The sequence below is a fragment of the Sinorhizobium sp. BG8 genome, from assembly GCF_016864555.1.
Classification (GTDB): domain Bacteria; phylum Pseudomonadota; class Alphaproteobacteria; order Rhizobiales; family Rhizobiaceae; genus BG8.
On the sequence record NZ_CP044012.1, the window covers coordinates 1042483 to 1066203 of the forward strand.

Genomic DNA, 23721 nt, shown 5'->3' on the forward strand with positions numbered 1-23721 from the left:
CGACAGCGGAGGAGCGTGCAAGGTCACCTGCGGCTCCGCCCGCGGGCGACTTGAGGTGACCTATGTGCGCAAGGCTTGAAAGCACAAGCACAGGAATGGGGAGCATGCCAATGACCGAGACCAAGGGTCCGACCCTCTACGATGTCACAGAAGACAAGAGCAGCTGTGGCGTGGGATTCATCACGCGCAAGGACGGCATGCAGACGCACGACGTGCTCAAGCGCGGCCACGAGGCACTCTGCGCTGTGCCGCATCGCGGCGGCATGTCTGCCGAGGGCGTCGGCGACGGAGCGGGCGTTTCGGTCGATCTATCGCTCTCCTTCTTCCGCGGGCTGACAGGGCGTGACGATCTGGAGCCCGGCCGGTTCGGCGTCGGCAATTTCTTCCTGCCGAGCGATGCCTCCCAGCACGGCCGCGCCGCGACGCTGATCGAGGAGGCGCTGGCCCAGCAGGGGTTCCTGCTCATCATGGTCCGCGACATTCCGGTCGACGACAATGCGATCCGCCCGGCGGCCGTCCGCCACCAGCTTCCGATCCGCCAGTGGATCTTCGGCGCGCCGGACGCGATTTCAACATCCGCCGAATTCGACTGGCGGATTCACAAGGCACTGCTTGCGATCGAGGCGATCGCCTATACCGATCCTGATCTCGCCGGGCTCTATCCGGTGTCGCTCAGTGCCCGCACCCAGGTGCTCAAGGGCAGGCTGAACTCCAACGAGGTCATGCCATATTTCCGCGACCTCGTGGACCCGGCCCATGAAGTCCACACCATGTATTTCCACACCCGGTTCTCGACCAACACGGACCCCCATCCCTCCATGGCCCAGCCGTTCCGGCTGATGGCGCATAACGGCGAGCTCAACACCGACAAGAAGAACCGCCTTTCCGAGGCTGCCGTGGCACTGGCCCGCAACTCGGCGATTGTCCGGCCCAAGGGCCAGTCCGACAGCTGCCGGCTAGACCAGACCCTGCAGAGCCGCGTCATGGAGGATGGGCTCGACCTCGTCACGTCAGTCGTCTCGATGATGCCGCCCGCCTGGGAGAACGACGATACGCTCTCCGAAGACGTCAAGGCGATGTTCGAGTATTTCTCGCTCTACGAAGAGAAGAACGACGGCCCTGCGGCGCTGATCTTCGGCAACGGCACGATCGTTGGCGCCCGTCTGGACCGCCTTGGCCTGAGGCCGCTGCGCACGGTCGAGACCGCCGACTATCTCTGCGTCATGTCGGAAGCCGGGCAGATCGCCTTCCCACCGGAAAGCGTTTTGCGACGCGGCCGCATCGAGGCCGGCGGCATGCTGTTTTTCGATCATGCCGAGGGCCGCTCCTGGTCGACGGTCGAGGCGCTCGAAATGCTCGCGGCGCGGCGCGACTACAAGAGCCTGCTCGCTGAAGCCCGCATCCTGCTCGAGGACTTGCCCGAGATCCCGGCCGAGAGCCAGGGGTCGCCGCTCCGCTACAATGGCGACCTCGAACGCCACCAGCGCTACGTCGCCTATTCCCATAACCAGGAAAGCTTCAAATTCCTGATGGACCCGATGCTCGCCACCGGCGCCGAGAAGATCTCGGCCATGGGCTACGGCAATGCCATCAACGCGCTCTCCGACCAGGAAGGCGGTGTCGCCAAGTACTTCTCGCAGCGCTTTGCCCAGGTGACCAACCCACCACTCGACTCGATCCGCGAGGCCGACGGCATGACGCTTCGCGTGGCGTTGGGCGCCAAGCCCAATAGCGGGGCGAGAGCGGCGCGGCAGATCGTCCTGCGCTCACCAATCCTCACCCATCTCGATATGCTGAAGATCCGCGAACAGCGCGACACCCCCGTCCGCCGTTTTGAGATGCTTTTCAATCCGGTTCTGGGCAATCCGCACGCCAATGCGCAAGCACTCGAAGCGGCGATCGCTTCGCTCTGCGACGCCGTTGAGGCCTTCGCAGCCGAGGAAGGCGGCATTGCCGTCATCACCGACCGGCATGTAGCCCGCGATCGGGCGGCTCTGCCGATGATCATCGTCGTGTCGGCGCTCAACCAGCGCCTCATCGAAACAGGCTTGCGCCTGCGTGTGTCGCTGATTGCGGAAAGCGGGCAGATCTCGTCCTCGCATCATGTCGCCGCCGCGCTCGGCTTCGGCGCCTCGGCTGTCTATGCGCTCGGCGTGCAGTTCCGCGCCGAGGAGAAGTTCGGCGCCGAAGCCGACTATGCCTTCAAGCGCTTTGCCAAGGCGGCCGAAAAGTCTCTGATGAAGACCATGGGCAAGGTCGGCCTCTGCACCGCCGAGAGCTATATCGGCGGCGAGTTCTTCGAACCCAACTTCCTCGACACCAACGATCCGGTCCTCAAGCGCTATTTCCCGAATGTGAAGACACCCGTTGGCGGCGTGAACTTTGCCGTCATCGCGCAGGCGGTCGCCGACTGGCATGCCAAGGCGCTGACCGTGAAGGGCGAAAGCGACATCCCGCTTCTCGGCCTCTTCAAGGAGCGCGCCGAGGGCGCCGGCCATTCCTACGGCACGACCGCGGTCCGCGGCTTCGTCGACATGACCGAGGAGAAGATCGGCTTCGATCGGCCCGCCAGCGGCGATGACGGCCATGAATTCCTTCGTCTCCTGCCGCTCAACCGGCTGGAGGATGCCTTCGGCCTCAACGATGCTGCTTACTACAGCACCAGCTTCGACGCGCTCACGCCCGATGCTATCGACGGGTTCCAGATCACGCCGGGATATCGTGCCTTTGCGCGGATGATGTTGGAGGAGCGCGTTCGCCGCCCGGCCGCGCTGCGCGACGTCCTGGAGTTCCCGGCGGATGTATCCTTCTGCACCGCGCCCGAGGATTTCCGGCGCGAGATGGGGCGTTTCTCCCGCAAGGGCAACAATTCCTTCCTGATCCGCGGCCTTGCCTGCGAACAGCTGACTGCCGACCAGTTCAGGGTGCGGCTCGTCTCCGCCAATGGCGCCGACCTGGCCCGGCTGACCGCGCTCGGCCAGTCGCTCGTCATGCGCTTCGGCAAGGACATCGTCGGCCATTGGCTTGAAGGCGGCGCGCTCATGGTGCAGGTCGCCGGCGAAGCGCTGGACTATCTGTCGCTCGTGCGTTCCGCGCCCGACAGCATTCCGCTGACCGCGGTGCAGAAGGCGAGCGAGATCACGCCGTTGCTTGCCTCCGGCGCCATGAGCCATGGCGCACTGGTGGCTCCGGCACATGAAGCGGTGGCCCATGGCACCAACATGGTCGGCGGCATGTCGAATTCCGGTGAAGGCGGCGAGCATCTTTCCCGCTATGGCACGATCCGTGCCTCGCGCATCAAGCAGTTCGCGTCCGGCCGCTTCGGTATCTGGGCCGGCTATCTCGCCGATCCGATGCTGGAGGAACTCGAGATCAAGATCGGCCAGGGCGCCAAGCCCGGCGAAGGTGGACAGCTGCCCGCACCAAAGGTCACCGTCGAGATCGCCGCGGCCCGCGGCGGCACGCCAGGCGTCGAGCTCGTCTCGCCGCCGCCGCACCACGACACCTATTCGATTGAGGACTTGGCGCAGCTGATCCACGACTGCAAGGCCGCCCGCGTCCGTGTCATCGTCAAGCTGGTCTCGTCCGAAGGCATTGGCACGATTGCCGTCGGTGTCGCCAAGGCGGGCGCCGATGTCATCAACGTCGCCGGCAACACTGGCGGTACTGGTGCCGCCGCCGTCACCAGCCTGAAATACACCGGCCGCGCCGCAGAAATCGGCATTGCCGAAGTGCACCAGGCGCTCTCCATCAACGGCCTGCGCGACAAGGTCACGCTGCGCTGCTCCGGCGCCCACCAGACGGCGAGCGACGTGGTGAAGTCCGCGCTTCTCGGCGGCGACAGCTTCGAATTCGGCACCACGGCGCTGATGATGCTGAAGTGCGTCATGGCCAAGAACTGCAACATCAAGTGCCCGGCGGGTCTCACCACCAACCAGGAGGTCTTCGACGGCGATCCGCGCGCGCTGGCACAGTATCTCATGAACATAGCGCATGAGACGCGCGAGATCCTAGCCAGCATAGGCATGCCCTCGCTGCGCGCCGCGCGCGGCCGCGCCGATCTGCTGCACCTGCTCGACCACCCGGCGAGCGTCGGACAGCTCGATCTGCGTGGAATGCTGGCGGTCATCGACGAGGTAAAGATCGATAATCCGGTCTATATGGAGAAGGACTATGCCGTCGACGACGGCTTCATCGAACTCGTCCGCTCGGCGCTGATAGACGGTCGGCGGGTATCGATCGAGCTCGGCGGCAACCGCTTCCTCAACAATTGCAACAAGAGCGTCGGCGGCCAGCTGGCGGTGGACATCGAACGTATCCTCAACCACGAACTGACGACGGAACAGGCCAGCGCCCTGCCCGCAGTGCGACAGGATCATCGCGGGCGACGCTTCCTCGAACCCGGCAGCGTCCGCATCGCCACCTCGGGCTCGGCAGGTCAATCCTTTGGCGCGTTCTGCAACGACGGCATGGTGCTGCGCCATACCGGCACCTGCAACGACGGCGTCGGCAAGAGCGCCTGCGGCGGTACCATCGTCGTGCTGTCACCCGGCGGCGGCTCGGAGGAATCGGGCGGCAACGTGCTGATCGGCAACTTCGCCCTGTTCGGCGCCACCGGCGGCCGCACCTTCGTCGAGGGACAGGCGGGCGATCGCTTTGCCGTGCGCAATTCCGGCGCCACCGCCGTCATCGAGGGCGTGGGCGACTTCTGCTGCGAATACATGACCAATGGCGTGGTGCTCAATCTCGGCAGCTTCGGCAAGGGCTTCGGCAACGGCATGAGCGGCGGCTTCGTCTACCAGTACGACCCCTATGGCGAACTGGAGAAGAAGGTCAGCCACGACTCGATCCTCATCGGCTCCATCACCGGCGACGACGAGATGGCGGCTGTCCATAACCAGGCCGTCCGACTGCTGCTGTCCTGGCATCTCGCCGAGACCGGCTCCGCCAAGGCGCGCTGGCTGCTCGAAAACTGGGAGAGCGAGCAGCACAATTTCGTGTTCGGCATGCCGCGCGCCTTGCTGCTCTACCAGGACTCGGACGCCATTCTGAGGGCCAAGGCCCGCAAGGAACTGGTCGAGGAACTGGCAACCGCGCTTGCCGGCCATCAGGTGCGCAAGTTCAAGCTCGCCTATCGCGACCGCAAGGCTGTCCTCAACGGCACCGTTCCGGGTTACGGCAAGACGGATACCGAGGAGATGTTTGCGCTCCTCAACAACTACACCGTGCTGCTCATGGCCCAGGGCCTTGCCATGGCCCGCGTGCCGAACGCGCTCGGCCCCTCCGAGCCGGCAGTCCAGAAGGCCGTGCGCAACCTGATCCTGACCGAAGACTTCGCGCTGATGAGCAAGCTGATGAAGCATGCCCGCGACGCGCTTGCCGGCCATAGCGACGAGCAGCTGGCCGTCTTGATCGCCGCGAAAAGGCTTGCCGACTACAAGGAGGCGCTCAGCCGCCGCAACACGCTCTCCATCGATAGCCCCGGCACCTATGGCTGGATCATCCACCGCCACCAGAGCAACCTCGACAAGATCGGCCGACTGCCGAGCTTCGAGGAACTGTTTGCCAAGCACGCCCTTTCCGACCTCGCCGTCGCCCGCAATTGAGTAGAGCCATGAAGATTCCCTACATCCCCGAAGACGCTCCCTTCAGCGGCGACCAGCGCGCCTGGCTGTCCGGTTTCCTTGCCGGCCTGCATTCCCGACTGTCCCTCGATGGCGAGGGCCCGGCAGTTGCCACGGCAACGCAGCAGAGGACCGCTTCGCCGCTCCATATCCTTTTTGGCAGCCAGACCGGCAATGCCGAGGGTGTGGCCATGGATGCCGCAAATGCGGCGCGCGCCGCAGGCATGCAGCCAGTCGTCGAGGCGCTCGACGATGTCGACCTCGCCCGCTTTGCGACGATGAAGCGCGTGCTGGTCGTGACCTCGACCTATGGCGAAGGTGAGATGCCCGACAACGCCCAGCTCTTCTGGGAAACGCTCGCATCGGACGACGCGCCACGGCTCGAAGCCATGCACTTCGGCGTGCTGGCGCTCGGCGACACCGGCTATGACGGCTTCTGCCAGTCCGGCAAGCTGATCGACACCAGACTTGAACAGCTCGGCGCAACCCGCATGCTTGCCCGCGTCGACTGCGACGTCGACTACGAGAATGTCGCTTCCTCCTGGGTCAGCGACGCCATGCCGCTCGCCGCCGCAGTCAATGCCGGCGGGTCCGAACCGGCCCTCGCGGTCGCGCCGGAAACAGCACCTGCCCGCGAAAAATCGCCGTGGAACCGCAAGACGCCGTATCTATCAACCGTCACGGTCAACCGCACGCTGTCCGGCACCGGTTCGGGCAAGGAGATCCGCCACTATGAGTTCGATCTCGGCGATAGCGGCATCGAATACGAGGCCGGCGACGCGCTCGGCGTCATGCCGGTCAACGATCCCGCCTTGGTCGATGCGATCCTCGCCCGGGTCGGCACGAACTCTGAGGCGTTGGTCGCCGGATTGGCGCGCCCGCTCGGCATCGAGCTTTCCACCGCCTTCGAAATCTCGACCCCCTCCCGCGAACTGATCGCGGGCGTCGAAAAGCGCGCCAACCACGAGGAATTGAGCCATGTCCTGCGCCATGGCGACAAGGAAGCGCTCGACGCCTGGCTCTGGAGCAAGGACATTCTCGACCTGCTGCTGCTCAATCCGTCGATGCCTGTCAGCGCCGAGGAATTCGTCGGCTGGCTGAAGCCGCTGCAGCACCGCGCCTACTCGATCTCCTCGAGCCCACTGGAAGCCAGGGGCAGCGTGCACCTAACCATCGCCAGCGTCCGCTATCACAGCCATGGCCGCATCCATGGCGGCGTCTGCTCGACCTATCTCGCCGACCGTGTGGCTGATGGCGGCAAGGCCGGCATCTTCGTCTCGCCCAACAAGGCCTTCCGCGTGCCCCAGGACAATGACGCGCCTGTCATCATGGTCGGCCCCGGCACCGGCATCGCGCCCTTCCGCGCCTTCCTGCAGGAGCGCCGGGCACGCGGTGCCAAGGGTCGCAACTGGCTGTTCTTCGGCGACCAGCACCGCGCTTCCGACTTCATCTACGAGGAGGAACTGGGCGCCATGAGCAATAACGGCACACTGACCCGCCTGGATCTCGCCTTCTCTCGCGACCAGTCGGAAAAGATCTACGTCCAGACCCGCATGCGCGAGAACGGCAAGGCGCTCTATGCCTGGCTCGAGGAAGGCGGTCATTTCTACGTCTGCGGCGATGCGACCCGGATGGCCAAGGATGTCGACCAGGCGCTGCACGAGCTCGTTGCCAGCCACGGTGGCATGACGCCGGAGGAGGCCGGCAACTATGTCAACCGGCTAAAGCGCGAGAAGCGCTATCTCCGCGACGTTTACTGAGCAGCCTTCTGTTATCATCGATCGGCCAACCAAGGAGAGCTTGAACCAATTCGAACCGAAGGCAGGCGTTTCGAATGAGTATCAGCTCATGTCATTGTGTCTGACAGTGCCCGGTTCGTTTTCAAGGCGTCGAAGAGAGCGCGGAACGGTCGACGGGGATGCTATGCCCGTCGTCCCATGCCGCCTCGAACAAGCACTTTGTGGTAGGGCTGGGGCATTTTCACGATAGGCATTCCAGCCTCCAGACAGGCTGCAACAAAGGTTTCACGAGCCACTGCGACCGGGGTCGTCTTGAGCAAGGCGCCTCGACAGGCTCGCACGGCACGCTCGTACCCTTTCCCCTGCCTGACGGGCCATTCGTGTTCAAGAAAATCCAGGGCCTCATACACCGACGCGAACGTATGCTTGAGGCCACTTTGAAGGCATATCGTCAACGGCGATGACCAGAGAATGTCTAAGTTGGGCATTGCCACCTCCATAGGAGTTCACCCGGAATCTGAAACTCCGAAAGGTGGGCACTCGTTCCACGGACTGAGTGATTTATCCCGGCCAAAGCTCCATCTCAGGTTCGTACGGAAACGTCGGTGGCTCAAGAAAATGAGAGCGACGGAGATCGTTGCATCTCACTGTTGAAGCCCGCCGCTGCCCCGAGCCATGAGGGATGTGAAACTCGATGGCAGGCGCCCGCTCTGATCAGCCCCCCGCGCTTGCAATTCATTGGTACAGGGGCATCCGCCGCTGATAGAATGGGCATGGTAGTCGGGGACATTGGCGGCGACGTCATCCTTATGCACGCATGTCCACTGATCCGTTGCTGCAGCGACGAAATCACCGATGACCTTGCGGCAGCTCCGAAGACAGGAGGGAAACGATCATGAGCGAGCATCCTCACGATGAAGCCGATCGATGGAGGCTGGGTGGCGTCAGGGTCATCAAAGGCGATCAACTTGACCCCAACACCCCGCAAACACCGGGCATGTTCCGCCAGGCGGCCATCAATCATGCTCGTGTCGGCGCGCAGAAGATCTGGGCCGGCACTGTAGCAATCGAACCGAACGCAAAGACGGGTGTCCATCATCACGGTGCACTGGAGAGCGTTATCTACGTGCTCAGGGGCAAGGCGCGCATGCGTTGGGGCGACCGGCTTGAGTATGTCGCGGAGGCCGGCCCCGGCGATTTCATCTACGTGCCACCCTATGTGCCCCATCAGGAAATCAACGCCGATCCGGACCACTCGCTGGAATGCGTGCTGGTGCGCTCTGACAATGAGGCGGTCGTCGTCAACATTTTCGACGTTGATCCCGTGGAGCAGCCGGAAGAGGTCTATTGGGTTGATCCCATTCACAAGCACCCGCATGAGTGAGTAAATAGGCCAAATCAAACAGCATTGACTAATTGATTAGTATTTGCTATTTGATTTTTGCATGATCGAGGCTGAAACCATAACCGCTGTCATGCGCGCCCTTGCCGATCCCACACGGCGGGCCGTTTACGAGCGCATCGTCAATTCAGACGAAATCACTGTCGTTGAATTGACCCGAGGCAGCAGCGTCACACAGGGCGCCATCTCCCAACATCTCAAGTCTCTGAAACAGGCCGGTCTTGTGACCGAGCGCCCTGAGGGTCGGAATGTCTTCTATCGTGCCCGGCCAGACGGTCTGGAGCCACTGGCCGACTGGATGAGCCACTATGGTCTCTTCTGGCGCGAACGCTTTGCCGATCTGAGAAACCTCTTGAAGGACATCGACCCATGACCCAAGCGGTGAATCCGGAAACACACGCCATCGTCGTCGACGAAGTCTTCCCGCATGCGCCTGAGGTCATCTGGAAGGCCTTGACCAGCGGCGAGCTGATCGGTCGCTGGTTGATGGCGCCGAAGGGTTTCGAGCCCGTGGCTGGCAACCGTTTCACCTTTCAGACTACGCCTGCCGGCGAGTGGGACGGCACAATTCACTGCGAGGTCCTCGAGGTCGTGCCGAATGAACGACTGTCCTATGCCTGGAAAGGCGGCCATGAGGGCAATGAAGGTTATGGTTCGAAACTCGAAACAGTCGTCACCTTCGTTCTCTCCAGCACCGAAACAGGGACGCGCCTGCGCCTCGTTCATTCCGGCTTCGTGCTGCCGAAGAATGATAGCGCCTACCGCAACATGAGCGAAGGCTGGAAGAAGGTGGTCAAGAGGCTCGATACCGTGGTCGCCGAGGAGGCGTCTACGCAAACGCTGCATTGAAGCTTTAGGAGGACGACATGAGCAAGTCCTATACCGGCGGCTGCGCCTGTGGGGCGATCCGCTACGAGATATCAGGCGAGCCGGCCATGATGCTGGACTGCCAGTGCCGGCAATGTCAGCGCGACAGCGGCACCGGGCACCAATCGCACCTGACCTTCGTTGCCGCTGAAGTGAAGGTCGAGGGAGAAGCGTCGCATTGGCAGTCCGTTGGAGATGGCGGAACCGCAAAGCGGCGCGCCTTCTGCCCGACATGCGGATCGTCAGTCTACCTGACATTTCCCGACATGCCGGATGTGTTCATCGTCACACCGGCAAGTCTCGACGACCCCAGTCGCTACAAGCCGCAACTGGTGTCGTGGACGGCAGCCGGTCATCCCTGGGACCACCTCGACCCGGCACTGCCGAAGTTCGACAAGATGCCGGCAACGTGAAGTAGAGCGTCCTGATTTTGGATGGCAGCTGGGGCGAAACAGGAACTGTTCCCCCAGTCCCGTCCTCCATCTTTTCCTTATGCCGGGAAATCCTCGACGCCGCCTAAAAACAATGTGTTAACCCGCTGTGGCATTGCCAGGTCATCGCGCGGTGCCAAACTGTTGTCGAACCAATCCCGCAGGTTTACTCTGACATTTGCTGACTACGGCAACAGAACCTCGCCGGAGTTGGGCGTCATGCGCATCCAGGATGTGATGGCGATAAATGTAGTCTGGGTGCCCGATGACAACGGCGTCAGACAGGCGGCCCATCGCATGCCCGTCAATCCCGTCAGCGATGTTCCTGTCGTTGATCATGGGGCGGCGTGTCAGGCTGCATCGAGTGAGACGTGGACAGTCCGAACAGGGACGTCTTCGACTGTCTCGCTCGCAGTGCACCGGACCGTTTGATGACGGGAACGGTATTGCTCTGGGTAGCCGTCGCTTCGCTGCCCTCTGCGCCTGAAAGCACCATTGCGACCAAAGTGAATTTCACCCGCCGGAATGCCGATTGCACCGAACCTTCTGCAAAAAGGGAACTGGGCCATGAACAAGGGCGTGCTCTCCAATCAAAATGACGGGCTTTCCAGAAGAGAACTCCTAACGATGGCAGGAGTCACCGCCGTCACTCTCGCGAGCTACAGCCATAGTGCCAGGGGAGCTCCCGGCGGCGAGACCATCGTGATTGAAGAGGTGAAGCAGGGAGAGGACGTCTTCGCCTATATCACCAGGGTCAAAGGCGCCTTTGATCTAACAGGCTATCAGCAGGTGATCGGTGCCGCCAACATGTTCAAGGAGGGAGACCAGACGATTGGAGTGGGTGCCAAGGACGAGGCGACGCGAACGAACGCTCGCGCCCTTCTGGCAAACACGAAGATCAAGGACCTGCACCAGCGACCGTTGTTCGAGGACGATCTTCAGAGGCTGATCTGGCAGACCACCGACCAGGCCCAGTATGAGGTGGTCAAGGACTGGACGATGGGTCAGCTGAAGGAATTTCTCCTGAGCGAACCGGAAGACAAGATCAAAGGCATCATGAATGGACTCAGCAGCGACACGATAGGCTGTGTGCCAAAACTGATGAGCGATGAAGAGCTGACCGCCCTGAGCCAAAAGATCTTCAACGTCATGCCCGGAACCAAGCTGGGGGCAAAGGGGTACATGGGCGCCCGCATCCAGCCCAACTCCCCCACGGACCATCCCGACGACGTCGCCTGGCAGGTCTTCGATGCGTTCTCCTATGCGACAGGCGACATTGTCATTGGCACCAACCCGGTGGACAGCACGGTCGCAAGCGTGGCTGCAGTCGAACGTGCACTCAAGGATATCGTCGATACGTTCAAGCTGCAGGAAGTGATCCCGTGGTGCGTGCTCGCGCACATCGATGTCCAGGCCGAGGTCAGCGAGACATTCCCGGGAACCGTTTCCACGATGTTCCAGAGTCTTGCCGGGACAGATGACTGTAACAAGATCTTCGACATCACGAACGAGAAGATTCTGAAGTATGCGCATGTGAAGACCGGAGAGAGATACGGTCTCTACTTTGAAACCGGGCAAGGTTCGGAGTTCACCAATGGCGCGGCGAATGGCGTCGACATGATGGTGCTGGAGTCGCGGAAGTACGGCTTCAGCAGGGCGGTGGGCATGGAGCTAGCAAAGGTGCAGCCGAGAGGCGCATGGCTCCATATCAACGATGTTGCCGGTTTCATTGGGCCGGAAGTCTTCAAGACCCGGGAACAACTGGTGCGATGCTGTCTCGAGGACATGGTCATGGGCAAGCTCCATGGGCTGACCATCGGCCTGGATATCTGCACGACCCTGCACATGACCGTCAGCCTCGACGACCTGGATTGGTGCCAGGACCAGATCATGCCGGCCAATCCTGCCTATGTGATCGCGCTACCCACCAAGAATGATCCGATGTTGAGCTATCTGACGACCGCGTTCCAGGATCACGTGAGGATAAGGGACAAGTTCGGTTTCAAGGTCAATGATGCGATGTGGGACTTCTACAAACAGATCGGCATCGTTGGCGAGGACAACAGCTACACTTCAAACTACGGAGATCCTCTCTGGGTCTACTATCAGTTTCGCCTCGCCAAGGGCGACAAACGATCCAAGGAAGAGATCTATGCGGAAGGCCTGCAGAAAATGCGGGAAGTTGAAGCCAGGGGCGTCGATCTGGCCACGGGACATGGCGAGAAAATCTGGGACCTCAATCCCCCGCTCGCCGCCAAGGTGAAGAGCCTCTACGACGACGCCAAACTGTCTCTCTGGGCCGAGCTTACGCCCGAGTTTATCGGCAGCTTACCTGATGTCGTGCCGGTCCACACCTTGTCCAAGGACCGGAACGATTACATCGCCCACCCTGCTACAGGTGAGGTGCTGAGCCCGGAAGCAATCCTGGAGATTGAAAGGATAAGAGAGTCCTGGGGAGACGATTTGCCCAAGGGCCAGATCGTCATTTCGGACGGTCTGAACGCCAAGGCCATCATGGACGACGGACATCTCGCGCCCTACCTCGTGGAAATGCGCCATCTGCTTGCCGATGCCGGGGTTACCATGAGCGACAAGAACATCGTGGTGACAAGTGGAAGGGTGCGAGCCGGCTATCGGATCGGGGAATTGCTCTTCGCGGATGCCGATCCCAACAGCCTCCGGGGAATTCTCCATATCATCGGCGAGCGGCCCGGGACGATGCACCACGCCTATTCGGTCTACATCACCGTCGCCAAGGGCAAACGCTGGTCCGAGAAGGACATCGACCACGATATCACCAGGCTTGTGAGCAATGTCGCCGACACGGCCCTGCCACCAAGGGAAGCTGCCCGGGAGACCCTGACGATTATCCGGGAGATCGTCGGCAAGAACGTGAATGGCAGTCGACGCTACGGATAGTAGCGGATCGAGCCTCAGTGCGATGGGCCCGCCTCTGCGCTGAACGTTTGAACCCGAGGCGCTTCAGGCGGTCACGCCTTCGCCTTGGGCCGACAACGTGGAAGGCTCACCGGCTGTTTTCCAGGTGCGAAGGCTCGTCTGGAGCGCGTCGCATTTTTCGACAGCAAACCGGCGGAAGCGGCGCAATGGAACTGGCGCTTCGCCTCACATCCCGATTTCCAGGCGCTCGTCCCGCACCAACAGCTTGCGCACCTGCTCCACGATCTGGTCGGCATGGGCGCGGCCGAGCCGCTCGGACAGGGCAAGGTCCCGCGCAGCGATAGCCGCAATCATCTCGTCGTGCTCCTCCACGAAGCGGTGAGGCAGACGATCATGGTAGGACTGGTAGTAGAGGCGAAGGATACGCCGCCCCTCGTCGAGCAGGCGTTTGAAGAGGCTCGTGAAGTAGGGATTTCGGCCCGCTTCTGCGATAGCCAGGTGGAAAGCGGCATTGGTGGCGATCATCGCCAGCGCATCCTGTGCTTCGACGGCCGCGGCGAACTCAGCCTGCAGCGCCCGGATGCCATCGAGATCGGCAGGCCGGTGGTATTGGGCGGCAAGCTGGGTCGTGACCCGATACATCAGCGTCAGCGCGTCGAAATAGGTGTGCATGTTGAGGAAGTCGATATTCGACACCATCGTCGACCGGTTGGGCAGCGTGTCGATCAGCCCCTCCCCGGAAAGACGCACGAGCGCCTCCCGGATCGGCGTGCGCGACATTCCGAAACGCTCAGCAAGCTGGACCTCGTCTATCGCGCTCCCGGGCAAAATGACCAGATCCAGTATCTCGTCGCGGAGCACGTCATAGACGAGCCGCGCTCCCGAACCGCGCTTGCGCTCGGCTCCGCCTGCTGTTTCCATCTCAGTCATTGAACACCCTTCGTCACAGCCCACACCACCCCGCACGCGCCGGATCGTCAGCATCCACCCCGCGATGCACCGATTTAACATAGCCGTGCCCGTCAGGCATCCCGCCTTAGTCCAATTCCACCGGGCACTTGTGACAGTATTTCTTCACCGGACCTGCCCTTCTCTTCTTTCAGAGATGGAACGGACTTGCGCCGGAGGAAACGGTCGGCTCTCCCCTGGAACAAACCGCATGAACAACTGCGGCACGGGGAAGTGGCGCGCCCAGGCAAGACCCTGCCATAGCTGGCGGGAATGATTTGCCTCGCAGCCGTCCCCGTCGGCTGCCGCGGCTCCGTTACGGGCAATACGCGTAAGGCGGCGGGCCCTGCTGGAACGCGCGATTCAGGAGTCGGAGGCGATATTTGGCGAGTTGCTCGTTGGTCTTGACATAGGTGGGGTCTGTCTCGCTGCCCCAGAGATAGTAGATAGAGGCGTCGCTGGGCGTCAGCGTGGCGGCCGCATCGCCCTGAACGCCCTTCCATGTTGCCTGCGAGACGGGCGTGGAAAACAGCGCGGGATCGATTACCATCTGCTCCGTCCAGAACCAGCCCTGGCGCACACACAGCGTCGGAGCGACATGCCAGCCCCATACGACGAAGCAGTTGGGATTGTTCCTGGTTGCGGCGCGCAGGCTACCCTGTATCCACACCTTGCGCGGCCTGAAACCCATGTTGATGATCAGGCGGCACATCTCGTGCGCGCGAGCCCAGCAGCCGTCATCGGGATAGAGAAAAGGGATGCAGGGAGCTGGCACGGTGAGAGGTGGGCAGGTCGTCGCGCCCATGGCGTTGAAAATCTGCTGGGCAGTCGCACTCGAAACGCAGCGAAACCACCACCATGGCCAGATTGGCCAGCGCCAGATCCAGTCAAGCAGACGCCTCCACCATGGCCATATAAGGGGCGGCAGTTCGGGTTTGGGCCATGGCGGAAGCGGCGCGTCATCGGGGCCTGGCGTGTAGCCGCGAACATCGATGATGTTGTGCGCATCATCTTGGGTGATGACGAGCAGCCGCCCTGAATCGATCGTCGCCCGCAGCAGCGACTCGAACGTCGCGAAATCGACGTTGTCACGCCTCAATGTATGGCGACCGTGAGACCGGTCGAGCATAATCTCATAGCCCTGGTCGCTCGGATTCATGCTCATTACGCGCGTCACGTCCGGGATCAGCAGCCGAGTGATCGTCGCGGTGTTGGGATCGATCTCGAGATAGACCGGTGCCTTGAGCCTCGCGAGCCCGTCAAGGACCTGCAGGAAGCCGTTCGATCGTTCATCGCCCGGGTCAAGCCGGACGCGGCGCCCTTCATCGAGATTGACCCAAAGCCCTCCGCGCAGCAGATCGGCAGCAGGCCGGTCTAGCGGAGGATCGAATTCAATACGGGTCGAGACAATCGCATTCGGATTTGGCATGCCACACCTCCCGCGAGTTGTGCCACGATACCAGAGCGCTGCGCGTCTGTCCCAATGTCAGCATGCCTTGCATTGGTTTTCAGAACCCCGATCGTTCTTGATTGGAGTTCGTCGCGCGCACTATCCGGTGCGCGCGGCTCTTCATTGGGCGATATCCACGCTGGCGTTCGGGTACTTACCAGGAATACTTGAGCGTACCGATGACCTTGCGCCGGTCGCCGTAATATTCCGTTCCGTAGTAGCTGCTCGCTACATACTTCCGGTCGAACAGGTTGGTGGCGTTGACTGCAAGCGTGACATCGTCCGTCACCTTGTAGCTGACTGCTGCGTCCACCAGGGTGTATCCGCCAACCGAAACGGTATTGGCATCGTCGCCGTAGGTCTGTCCGATATACCGAACGCCGCCGCCGATGGTCAGGTCTCCACGCTGTCCCTCACCCGGAATGGTATAGTCGAGCCAGGCGGACGCGAGGTGGCGAGGAACACGCTGCGGCCGATTGCCCACGTTGCCGCCGATGCCGTCCTCGAGAATTTCGGCGTCCCAATATGAATAGGCAACCGTCAGGTTGAGGTTGCTGTTGATTGCGGCCTTGCCCTCGAGCTCAATGCCTCGAACGCCGATCTCGCCAATCTGCTGCTGGATCAGGGGAGTGATGTAGCTCGGAACATTGGTCTGTGTGAGATCGAAGTAGGCAAGCGTGAACAGGCCATCGAAACTATCCGGGCTGTACTTGAGGCCGGCCTCGTACTGCTCTCCGCGCTGGGGCTTCAAGGAGCCCGAGACCGCATATCCGTTACCGCTCGGCGTAACCAGCGGCTGGAAGCTCTCCGAGTAATTGACGTAGGCAGCAAGATTCGAGTTAACCTTGTATGTCAGGCCAAGGCGCTTGGTAAACGCCGATGCTGTATCGTCATCCCGTGCACCAGTGTCGAGGTAGTCCGCCGTGGTGTTAACACGGTCCCAACGTCCGCCAAGGGTGACGATCCAGCGATCGTCGAAGGTCAACTGCTCCTGCGCATAGATGCCGACGGCTTCCTGCTTGACATGCCAGTTCACATACGGACCGAGATTGATGCAGGAAAGGCCGCAATAGGACGGATTGTTGATGTCGATCGGTCCAGCGGTGCCGTAGAGAATGTTCTCCCGGGTGTTGTCATTGGCATAGTCCACGCCGACAAGCGTCTTGCTGTCGATGCCATTCCAACCCGTGTCGTATTCGAGCTGGTTATCGATGACGTAGCGATTGGACCTGCCGTCAACCGAGAATGCGGTACGATCTAACGTGGGATCAAGCGATGCACCGTAAACTTCGGCATAGTCCAGGCTGAGATGCGTGTATCGGCCATTCGAGCGGAAGGTCAGGTTGTCGTTGAACTCGTGCTCGAACTGGTACCCGATATCCGTTTGCTCGGTGTTGAAGCGATTGAAGTCCGGCTCACCGAGGAACGTGTTGATGTCGATGTCTGCCCCGGTCGGGAATCCGCGAGCACCCGTGCCGTTTCGCTTGTAATAGTCGGTCAGGATGGTGAGCGACGTGCCTTCGTCGGGCTTTATGGTCAGCGCCGGTGCAATGTAGAAGCGGTCATCATTGGAATTGTCCCAACCGAGGTCGCCTTCCTTGCCGAGTGCGGTTAGCCTGTAGGTCCAGACTCCCTCGGCATCGAGCGGGCCACCGAAGTCGGTACCGATCTCCTTCGTGCCGTTGCCGAGAGAGGTGTAAACCTCGCCATGCTTTTCGTCCTGAGGCCGCTTGGTGATCGCATTCACCAGACCACCGGGACCGTTGAGACCGAAGAGTGTGGATGTCGATCCCTTGAGGACCTCGACGCGCTGCAGGCCATAGGGCTCGAGGCGGCTGGCCGTAAACCATGCAGGGATTCGCGCAGCCGAACCGTCGCGATATGTGCCAAGCGCGGTCTGGTCGAAGCCTCGAATACGGATGTAGTCATACCGGTCATCGTTGCCGAATTCGTCGGCGAATACACCCGCCGTATAGGAAACCGCCTGCTGGAGGCTCTCTACGTGGCGCTCCTCCAGTTCCTTTTGGGTGATGATCGAGATCGATGCAGGAACGTCGATGACGGGCGTGTCGGTCTTAGTGCCGGTCGCGGTGTTCTTTGCGACGATCGTCGGGTCGGGTCCCACCACGCGATCCGACTTGCCATCGACCACAACCTCCTGGAGCTGGGTTGTGTCGCTCGTTGACGCGTCCTGTGCCCAGCTGATGCCCGCCACTCCAAGAGATACCGTCACCAAGGCACTGCTTGCAATCAATCGTCTTGCCCGCGCGCTCAAGACTGCTTGTCGACCAACCCTCATATCCGTTCCTTTTTCGAAATCAATTTCCAGCAGTTAGCGGCCTCCGTTTCCGCACTACCCGCGCGTAGTTACTGAAACAGGAGTAAATAAGTCAACTTAAATATCAAAAGTTTGTGACCTGTCCCCTGTTTCACAACCGGAGACTGAGTTTTCGGACGGCCGAGGGCTGAAGAGGCTTGCTAAAGGAGTACTTTTTGATGCCGCGCCCATTGTCCGGGAACAGTTGTTCAACGATTTGCGACGTGTCGGGGGCTGGCGGAAACAGGAAACCTGCTGGAGAAGCGATTTCACGGATGATTCGGCGGACAAAGATTTGTTCAGACGCTTGCCGCCAGAGCAGGGCGGACTACTAATGCGCCTTGCCATAGATAGAGGACGCGACATGCAGAGACAGAAGGTTGTGATTGTCGGAGCTGGCTTCGGCGGTATTCAGGTGGCCAAAAGCCTTCGACATCCGAACGTCGAAATCACAATCATCGATCGCCGCAATCATCACCTGTTCCAGCCGCTCCTCTATCAGGTCGCGACCACTCTCCTTGCGACATCGGAAATCGCTTGGCCGATTCGCTCGGTCTTCCGAAATCGGCCGGACATTTCCACGATCCTCGGAGAGGTGGTCGGGGTAGACAAGGACGATCGACACGTTGTCCTCAGAGACGGGCACAAGATTCCCTTCGACACCCTCGTCCTCGCAACCGGCGCACGCCATGCATATTTCGGCCGAGATGAATGGGAGCCGTACGCACCCGGTCTCAAGGCGCTTGAAGATGCGACGACTATCCGCCGGCGGTTGCTGCTCGCCTTCGAACAGGCGGAGCTGGAGAGTGACCCGCAGGCGCGCGAAGCGTTGCTCACCTTCGCCATCATTGGCGGCGGCCCTACCGGTGTCGAGCTGGCGGGGATCATCGCGCAGCTTGCGCATCACACGTTGGTCAAGGAGTTTCGATCAATCGACACCAGGACGAGCCGGATTGTGCTCGTGGAGGCCGGTCCGAGGGTCCTGCCGGCATTCCATCCGGATCTCTCCAGCTATGCCGAGCGCGCCCTTGCGAAAATCGGCGTCACCATCCGAACCGGGACACCGGTAACCTTTTGCGGCGAAGAGGGAATACGGATCGGCGAGAAGTTCGTGCCGACGGCAACCGTTATCTGGGCGGCGGGCGTCCAGGCATCGAAGGCTGGGCAATGGCTGGATTGCCCGACGGATCGCGCGGGCCGCGTCATCGTGGAGCCGGATCTCACGGTAAAGGGGATGCCGAACATCTTTGTGATAGGCGACACCGCGCAGGTCACGGGACCGGACGGAAAACCCGTTCCGGGTATTGCTCCCGCGGCAAAGCAGCAGGGCGGCTATGTCGCCGGGGTCCTTCGGAAGCGGCTGTCGGGGGCAGCGAGCGGGCCTGCGTTCAAATATCGGCACCTCGGCAATCTGGCGACGATCGGCCCGAGTGCTGCCGTCATCGAACTCGGCCGCATCAGGTTGAAGGGTTGGCTCGCCTGGTGGATATGGGGCCTCGCCCACATATACTTCCTGATTGGCACCCGAAGCCGCCTTGCCGTCGCCATGAGTTGGGTCTGGACGGCCGTGACGGGGCTTCATTCGGCACGGCTGATCACGCAAAAGGAGACGCTGAAGGGAGAAGTGTAGCAGAGCTACGTTGATCACCTTCCTGACGATCGGTGGCGATTGCTTCGTTCAACTCGCCTCGATCGCCTATCCTGCCAGGAGGATGCGGTTGCCGAAGACGCGGCCGCAAAGTCGAGAGCGGTTCGCAGCGCGAAGAGCCGCGGCTCCTCACCACCCGGCGCCATTCGACGCCCGCGATCAGGGCTCTTGGAGAAACCCGATCAGGGTCTCATTGAACGCCGAAGATGCCTCGATATTGACGATATGCCGCCCGGGCAGCGACACATGCCGCCCATCCCGCACACGGTTGGCAATCTCCAGCAGATCGGAAGGCGGGCAGACCGGATCGTCGTTCCCGGATATGGCAAGGAGAGGATTGGTGATCCTTTCGACTAGCCCCCGCACATCGGCAGCGGCCAGTGCCGCACAGCAGCCGACATAGCCATCGACCGATGTCGCGACAAATCCCTCAAGCACATTCCCGACTATGACGGGTGCCGTGGCGTTGAAGGCCGGCGTGAACCAGCGCTCGGCGGTGGCGGCGGTCAGTCCTCCGAGGCCGTCCCTGCGCACCGCCTCTATCCGCGAGGTCCAGCTTTCGGCGGTCCCGATCTTCGCCGCCGTCGCGCAAACGACGATCCGGTCGAAGCGATCGGCGGCATGAAGACCGAGCCAAAGACCTGTCAGGCCACCGACCGACAGGCCGCAGAAATGCGCGCGCGCGATGTTGAGGGCATCGAGCAAAGCGAGGACGTCCCCGCCAAGATCCGCCAGGCTATAGGGCGGTGGTGGCGCGGTCGAAAGGCCATGGCCGCGGCGATCGTAGCGCAGCAGTCGATAGTGCGGCGACAGCTGCGCCGCATTCGCATCCCACATGTGCAGATCGGTTCCGAGCGAATTGCACAACACCAGCCAGGGCTTGCCTGCGTCGTCGTCACGGCCCTCGATTTGAAAGTGAAGACGGTGGGTGGGCAGATCAAGGTAGGGCACGCTTGGAAACTTTCATTAAAAAAAGGCAGACAAGCGCGTGCGGGTGCCTATGCCCCACACGCGTTCGAAACGACCGCAGTGCCGGATTTCTCCAGCACTGCGGACACGACCGGCGATCCGGTGCAGGCTTTCGGTCTGAACATAGCCCTGGCTGTATCGGCCATGAGACGTGTGTTCGCGCTGAAAGGACTGCCTCCGCCGGTCGCCGGTCCACTCCATCATGCGGTGAGCAGTCGAACCGGGCTGACGCGCCGTGCGTTGCTGATGGCGAAGACCAGCATTGCCAGGGTGGAAACCGCCGCCGGGATCGCGAAGATCAGGAAATTCTGCTGAAGTGGAAGTTCCCTGGCCAGAAGCACGCCGCCGAGCGTCGGTCCGACGATAGCGCCGATGCGGCCCACGCCAGAGGCCCATCCCAGTCCGGTCGATCGGACGGAAAGGTTGTAGAGCTGTGCCACGCTGGCATAGAGCAGGATCTGCGTGCCGATAGTCGTCGCACCGGCAACGAATACCATCAGGAACAGGATAGCTGCCGGCAGGTTGAGGCCGATCAGGGCGATGGACACGGTGGCGGCCAGGAAGAAGCCGACCACCACTTTCGGCAGGCCGAACCGGTCGCCGAGCCAACCACCGGCAATCGCTCCGACCATGCCTCCGAAATTGAGCGAGAAGAGGCTCAGAAGGCTGGCCTTCTCGGCGTAACCTGCTTCCTGCAGGACTTTCGGCAGCCAGGACGACAAGAGATAGACGAGCAGCAGGCAGCAGAAGAACGACACCCACAGCATCGTTGTGCGCAGCGCGCGCTGGTGGCGGAACAGTTCCGAGACCGATGCCGAGGCTCCCTTGGTTTCGGAAAACACCAGCTTGTCGTCAATGTCCAGGCACGCGGACGGATCGATTTTGGCGTAGATTGCTTTGGCTTGCCCCTGTTTACCCTGACGGATGAGGAAGCCCAGCGATTCCGGCAGTTTCCATAGAATGACCGGCAGCATCAGCAACGGGATCGCGGCGATGAAGAACATCGGTTTCCAGCCATACATCGGGATCATACCGATACCCAGCCCCGCGGCGACCATTCCGCCCACCGAGTAACCCGAGAACATCAGTGCGACCATGGTGCCGCGCAGACGCTTCGGCGCATACTCGTTCATCAGCGCCACGGCATTCGGCATCAGGCCGCCACACCCCAGGCCGGCGACAAAACGGAAAATCTTGAACTCGGTCGGCGAGCCTGCGAAGCCCGTTAGAAGGGTGGCTATCGTGAACAGCATGAAGCTGATCGCGATGCCCTTCTTTCGCCCGATCCGGTCGGCCAGCGGACCGAAAACAAGGGCGCCGAACATCATGCCGAACAGCCCCCACGCCTGCAGCGTGCCGGCCTGCGGCTTGGTGAGACCCCATTCCGCGATCAACGACGGCAGCACCGTGCCGGCAACGAAAACGTCGTAACCATCGACGATCAGAAGCAGCGCACACAGAACCACCACGGTCCACTGAAAGCTTCCGAAGGGATTGTTGTCTATGGCCTCATTCACATCGATCGTGCGCATCATGGCTCCTCCTCGAGTCGTTACGCGGTCGGTCATGGGATTTCGGGGGTTCAGCCTAGATCGCCTCCAGCGACAGGCAGCACACTCCCGGTGATGTAGGACGCCTCGTCCGAGGCCAGAAACAGGATCGGCGCGGCCTGCTCCTCGATTGTACCGTAGCGCTTCATGAAGCTCGATTGCTTCACCTGCTGGACGACGTCCCCCATCCAGGCCCTCTCGGCTTCGGTATCGCCGTCGGCGTTGCGCGGAATCCGGCGCGGAGGCGCCTCCGTGCCGCCGGGTGCCGTGGCGACCACGCGGATGTTGCTTTCCGCGAGTTCCATCGCCAGCGACTGCGTAATGGCGTTCACACCACCTTTCGCCGCCGAATAGGGTACGCGATGAATGCCACGCGTCGCGTTCGAGGACACGTTCACGATGGTTCCGCGGCCACGGGCCAACAGATGCGGTAGAACGGCATGGCAGCAGTAGAGTGTCGGCATCAGCGAGCGGCGGATTTCCGCGTCTATCTGTTGCGGTTCGAATTCCGCATAAGGGCGCATTCGGATCGCCCCGCCGACATTGTTGATCAGGATGTCGACGCCGCCGAAGGTCTCGGCGGCAAACTGCATCGCCGCCTCCGCACCCTCGTAGGTTTCGAGGTTCGCGCTGAACGCGGCTGTGACTGCATTCCTGGCCTCGGCCGCAACCTCCGCGACAAACTCGGCACGGTCGACGAAGAGTACCTTGCCCCCCTCCTCCGCAGCGCGCAGCGCCACCACCCGCCCGATGCCCTGCGCCGCGCCGGTCACCACCAGAACCTTGCCAGCGAAGCGGTTTGGGAAAATCGGCGCGCTCACGCGGCTACCTCCAACACGGCGTTGGGGGTGAACTTCTCGTAGTAGAAGCTGTTGGGCTTAACGCCGGTTTCATCAAAATATCTGCGCACGGCATCGACCATCGGCGGCGGCCCGCAGAGATAGACGTCGACATCACCGCCGTTGAGCGCCTCCGCCGGCATATGCTGGGTCACCCAGCCCTTGCGTGGATGCTGGGAAGTCTCCTCCGCCACGACGGTGCTGTAGCTGAAGTTGGCAAGCCGCGCGGTGTAAGCTTCAATCTCGTCAACAAGCACAAGGTCAAGATTCCGGGTCACGCCATAGATGAGATGAACCGGCTGCTGCGAATTCTCACGGGTCAGCACTTCCAGCATGGACAGGAATGGTGCCAGACCCGTGCCGCCGGCCAGGAACAGCAGCGGACGGTTGACGTCACGCAGGTAGAAGCTGCCGAGCGGGCCGGTCAGTTCGAGGGTTTCGTCGACCTCGGCGCGCTCGAGCCAACCGCTCATCACGCCGCCGGGGATCTTCTTGATCAGAAAACTGATCCGCTGTTCGCCCGGTGCGGTGCTGAAGGAATAGGATCGATGCTGGCCGCTACCCGGCACATTGATATTGGCGTATTGCCCGGGCAGGAACGCGGGCGCCTCCGCGTCCACCTCCAGTTCCAGCACGATCGCCGCGTCGTTGTGGGACGTTACCCGCGCCACCGTGGCGGCGAATTTTAGCTGACCGGTTTTGCATGCGACCGATGTCGTCGGAACCGCGATGACGCAGTCCGACGACGGCTTCATCTGGCAGGTGAGGACGAGACCGCTCTCCGCCTCGTCGGACGTCAGCGCGTCATCGATATAGTCGTCGCCGAGCTCGTAGCTGCCGCTCTCCGCGCGGCACTTGCAGGTGCCGCACACGCCGTCGGAACAGTCCATCGGCAGGTTGATCTTGCTGCGGAAAGCCGCGTCGAGGACTTTTTCCCCATCCTTGCATTGGATGAAACGGGTAACGCCGTCCTCGAAATTCAATGCGATGTTGTAGCTGGTCATGGGATCCTCCTCGAAGTCCTTGCCGGCAGCGATCG

The 23721-nt window shown here is 61.5% G+C and carries 16 protein-coding genes; 8 read left to right on the forward strand and 8 right to left on the reverse strand.

Features of this window, described 5'->3' with window-relative positions:
* Positions 1-110: 110 nt before the first annotated feature.
* Together F3Y30_RS25695 and F3Y30_RS25700 are read left to right on the forward strand one after the other, a co-directional pair.
* Positions 111-5606 carry a glutamate synthase-related protein gene (locus F3Y30_RS25695; RefSeq protein WP_203427088.1) on the forward strand — a complete coding sequence of 1832 codons (5496 nt, stop codon included), beginning with the start codon at positions 111-113 and terminating at the stop codon, positions 5604-5606.
* 8 nt (positions 5607-5614) lie between these two features.
* Positions 5615-7384, forward strand: a complete 1770-nt coding sequence (locus F3Y30_RS25700; protein ID WP_203427089.1) for a sulfite reductase subunit alpha — start codon at positions 5615-5617, stop codon at positions 7382-7384.
* 161 nt (positions 7385-7545) lie between these two features.
* Here F3Y30_RS25700 and F3Y30_RS25705 read toward each other — a convergent pair whose 3' ends face one another.
* Positions 7546-7851 (reverse strand): DUF982 domain-containing protein, encoded by a 306-nt coding sequence (locus F3Y30_RS25705; protein WP_203427090.1) that lies wholly within the window; start codon positions 7849-7851, stop codon positions 7546-7548.
* 407 nt (positions 7852-8258) lie between these two features.
* On the opposite strand from F3Y30_RS25705, the gene F3Y30_RS25710 reads away from it, so the two are divergent.
* The 5 genes from F3Y30_RS25710 (at position 8259) to eutB (ending at position 12982) form a co-directional block, all read left to right on the forward strand.
* Entirely contained in the window at positions 8259-8747 is a 489-nt protein-coding gene (locus F3Y30_RS25710; RefSeq protein WP_203427091.1) for a cupin domain-containing protein, read from the forward strand.
* 61 nt (positions 8748-8808) lie between these two features.
* Positions 8809-9138, forward strand: coding sequence for a metalloregulator ArsR/SmtB family transcription factor (locus tag F3Y30_RS25715; RefSeq protein ID WP_203427092.1), 330 nt, complete (start codon positions 8809-8811; stop codon positions 9136-9138).
* Positions 9135-9614, forward strand: a complete 480-nt coding sequence (locus F3Y30_RS25720; RefSeq protein ID WP_203427093.1) for an SRPBCC domain-containing protein — start codon at positions 9135-9137, stop codon at positions 9612-9614. The genes F3Y30_RS25715 and F3Y30_RS25720 overlap by 4 nt, the downstream gene beginning before the upstream one ends.
* 17 nt (positions 9615-9631) lie before the next feature.
* Entirely contained in the window at positions 9632-10045 is a 414-nt protein-coding gene (locus F3Y30_RS25725; RefSeq protein ID WP_203427094.1) for a GFA family protein, read from the forward strand.
* A gap of 585 nt (positions 10046-10630) precedes the next feature.
* Positions 10631-12982 (forward strand): ethanolamine ammonia-lyase subunit EutB, encoded by a 2352-nt coding sequence (gene eutB / locus F3Y30_RS25730; RefSeq protein ID WP_203427095.1) that lies wholly within the window; start codon positions 10631-10633, stop codon positions 12980-12982.
* Between the two features lie 204 nt (positions 12983-13186).
* Here eutB and F3Y30_RS25735 read toward each other — a convergent pair whose 3' ends face one another.
* The 3 genes from F3Y30_RS25735 to F3Y30_RS25745 all read right to left on the reverse strand — a co-directional run bounded on the left by F3Y30_RS25735 (position 13187) and on the right by F3Y30_RS25745 (position 17658).
* A complete protein-coding gene (locus F3Y30_RS25735) occupies positions 13187-13891 on the reverse strand; it encodes a GntR family transcriptional regulator (RefSeq protein ID WP_203427096.1) in 705 nt (234 codons plus the stop codon).
* A 334-nt stretch (positions 13892-14225) separates the two neighbouring features.
* Positions 14226-15338 (reverse strand): protein-glutamine glutaminase family protein, encoded by a 1113-nt coding sequence (locus F3Y30_RS25740; protein WP_203427097.1) that lies wholly within the window; start codon positions 15336-15338, stop codon positions 14226-14228.
* A 175-nt stretch (positions 15339-15513) separates the two neighbouring features.
* Positions 15514-17658: a TonB-dependent siderophore receptor gene (locus F3Y30_RS25745; protein ID WP_203427098.1), complete on the reverse strand. Its 2145-nt coding sequence runs from the start codon at positions 17656-17658 to the stop codon at positions 15514-15516.
* 382 nt (positions 17659-18040) lie between these two features.
* Here F3Y30_RS25745 and F3Y30_RS25750 point away from each other — a divergent pair, with 382 nt between their 5' ends.
* Positions 18041-19306 (forward strand): NAD(P)/FAD-dependent oxidoreductase, encoded by a 1266-nt coding sequence (locus F3Y30_RS25750; RefSeq protein WP_203427099.1) that lies wholly within the window; start codon positions 18041-18043, stop codon positions 19304-19306.
* A gap of 177 nt (positions 19307-19483) precedes the next feature.
* On the opposite strand, the gene pcaD is transcribed toward F3Y30_RS25750, so the two are convergent.
* The 4 genes from pcaD to benC all read right to left on the reverse strand — a co-directional run bounded on the left by pcaD (position 19484) and on the right by benC (position 23686).
* Complete coding sequence (pcaD, locus tag F3Y30_RS25755) at positions 19484-20275, reverse strand: 3-oxoadipate enol-lactonase (RefSeq protein WP_203427100.1); 792 nt, start codon at positions 20273-20275, stop codon at positions 19484-19486.
* A 218-nt stretch (positions 20276-20493) separates the two neighbouring features.
* Entirely contained in the window at positions 20494-21825 is a 1332-nt protein-coding gene (locus F3Y30_RS25760; protein ID WP_203427656.1) for an MFS transporter, read from the reverse strand.
* A gap of 50 nt (positions 21826-21875) precedes the next feature.
* Entirely contained in the window at positions 21876-22664 is a 789-nt protein-coding gene (benD, locus tag F3Y30_RS25765; RefSeq protein ID WP_203427101.1) for a benzoate diol dehydrogenase BenD, read from the reverse strand.
* On the reverse strand, positions 22661-23686 hold the full coding sequence (benC, locus tag F3Y30_RS25770) for a benzoate 1,2-dioxygenase electron transfer component BenC (protein WP_203427102.1): 1026 nt from the start codon (positions 23684-23686) through the stop codon (positions 22661-22663). The genes benD and benC overlap by 4 nt, the downstream gene beginning before the upstream one ends.
* Between the last annotated feature and the right edge of the window lie 35 nt (positions 23687-23721).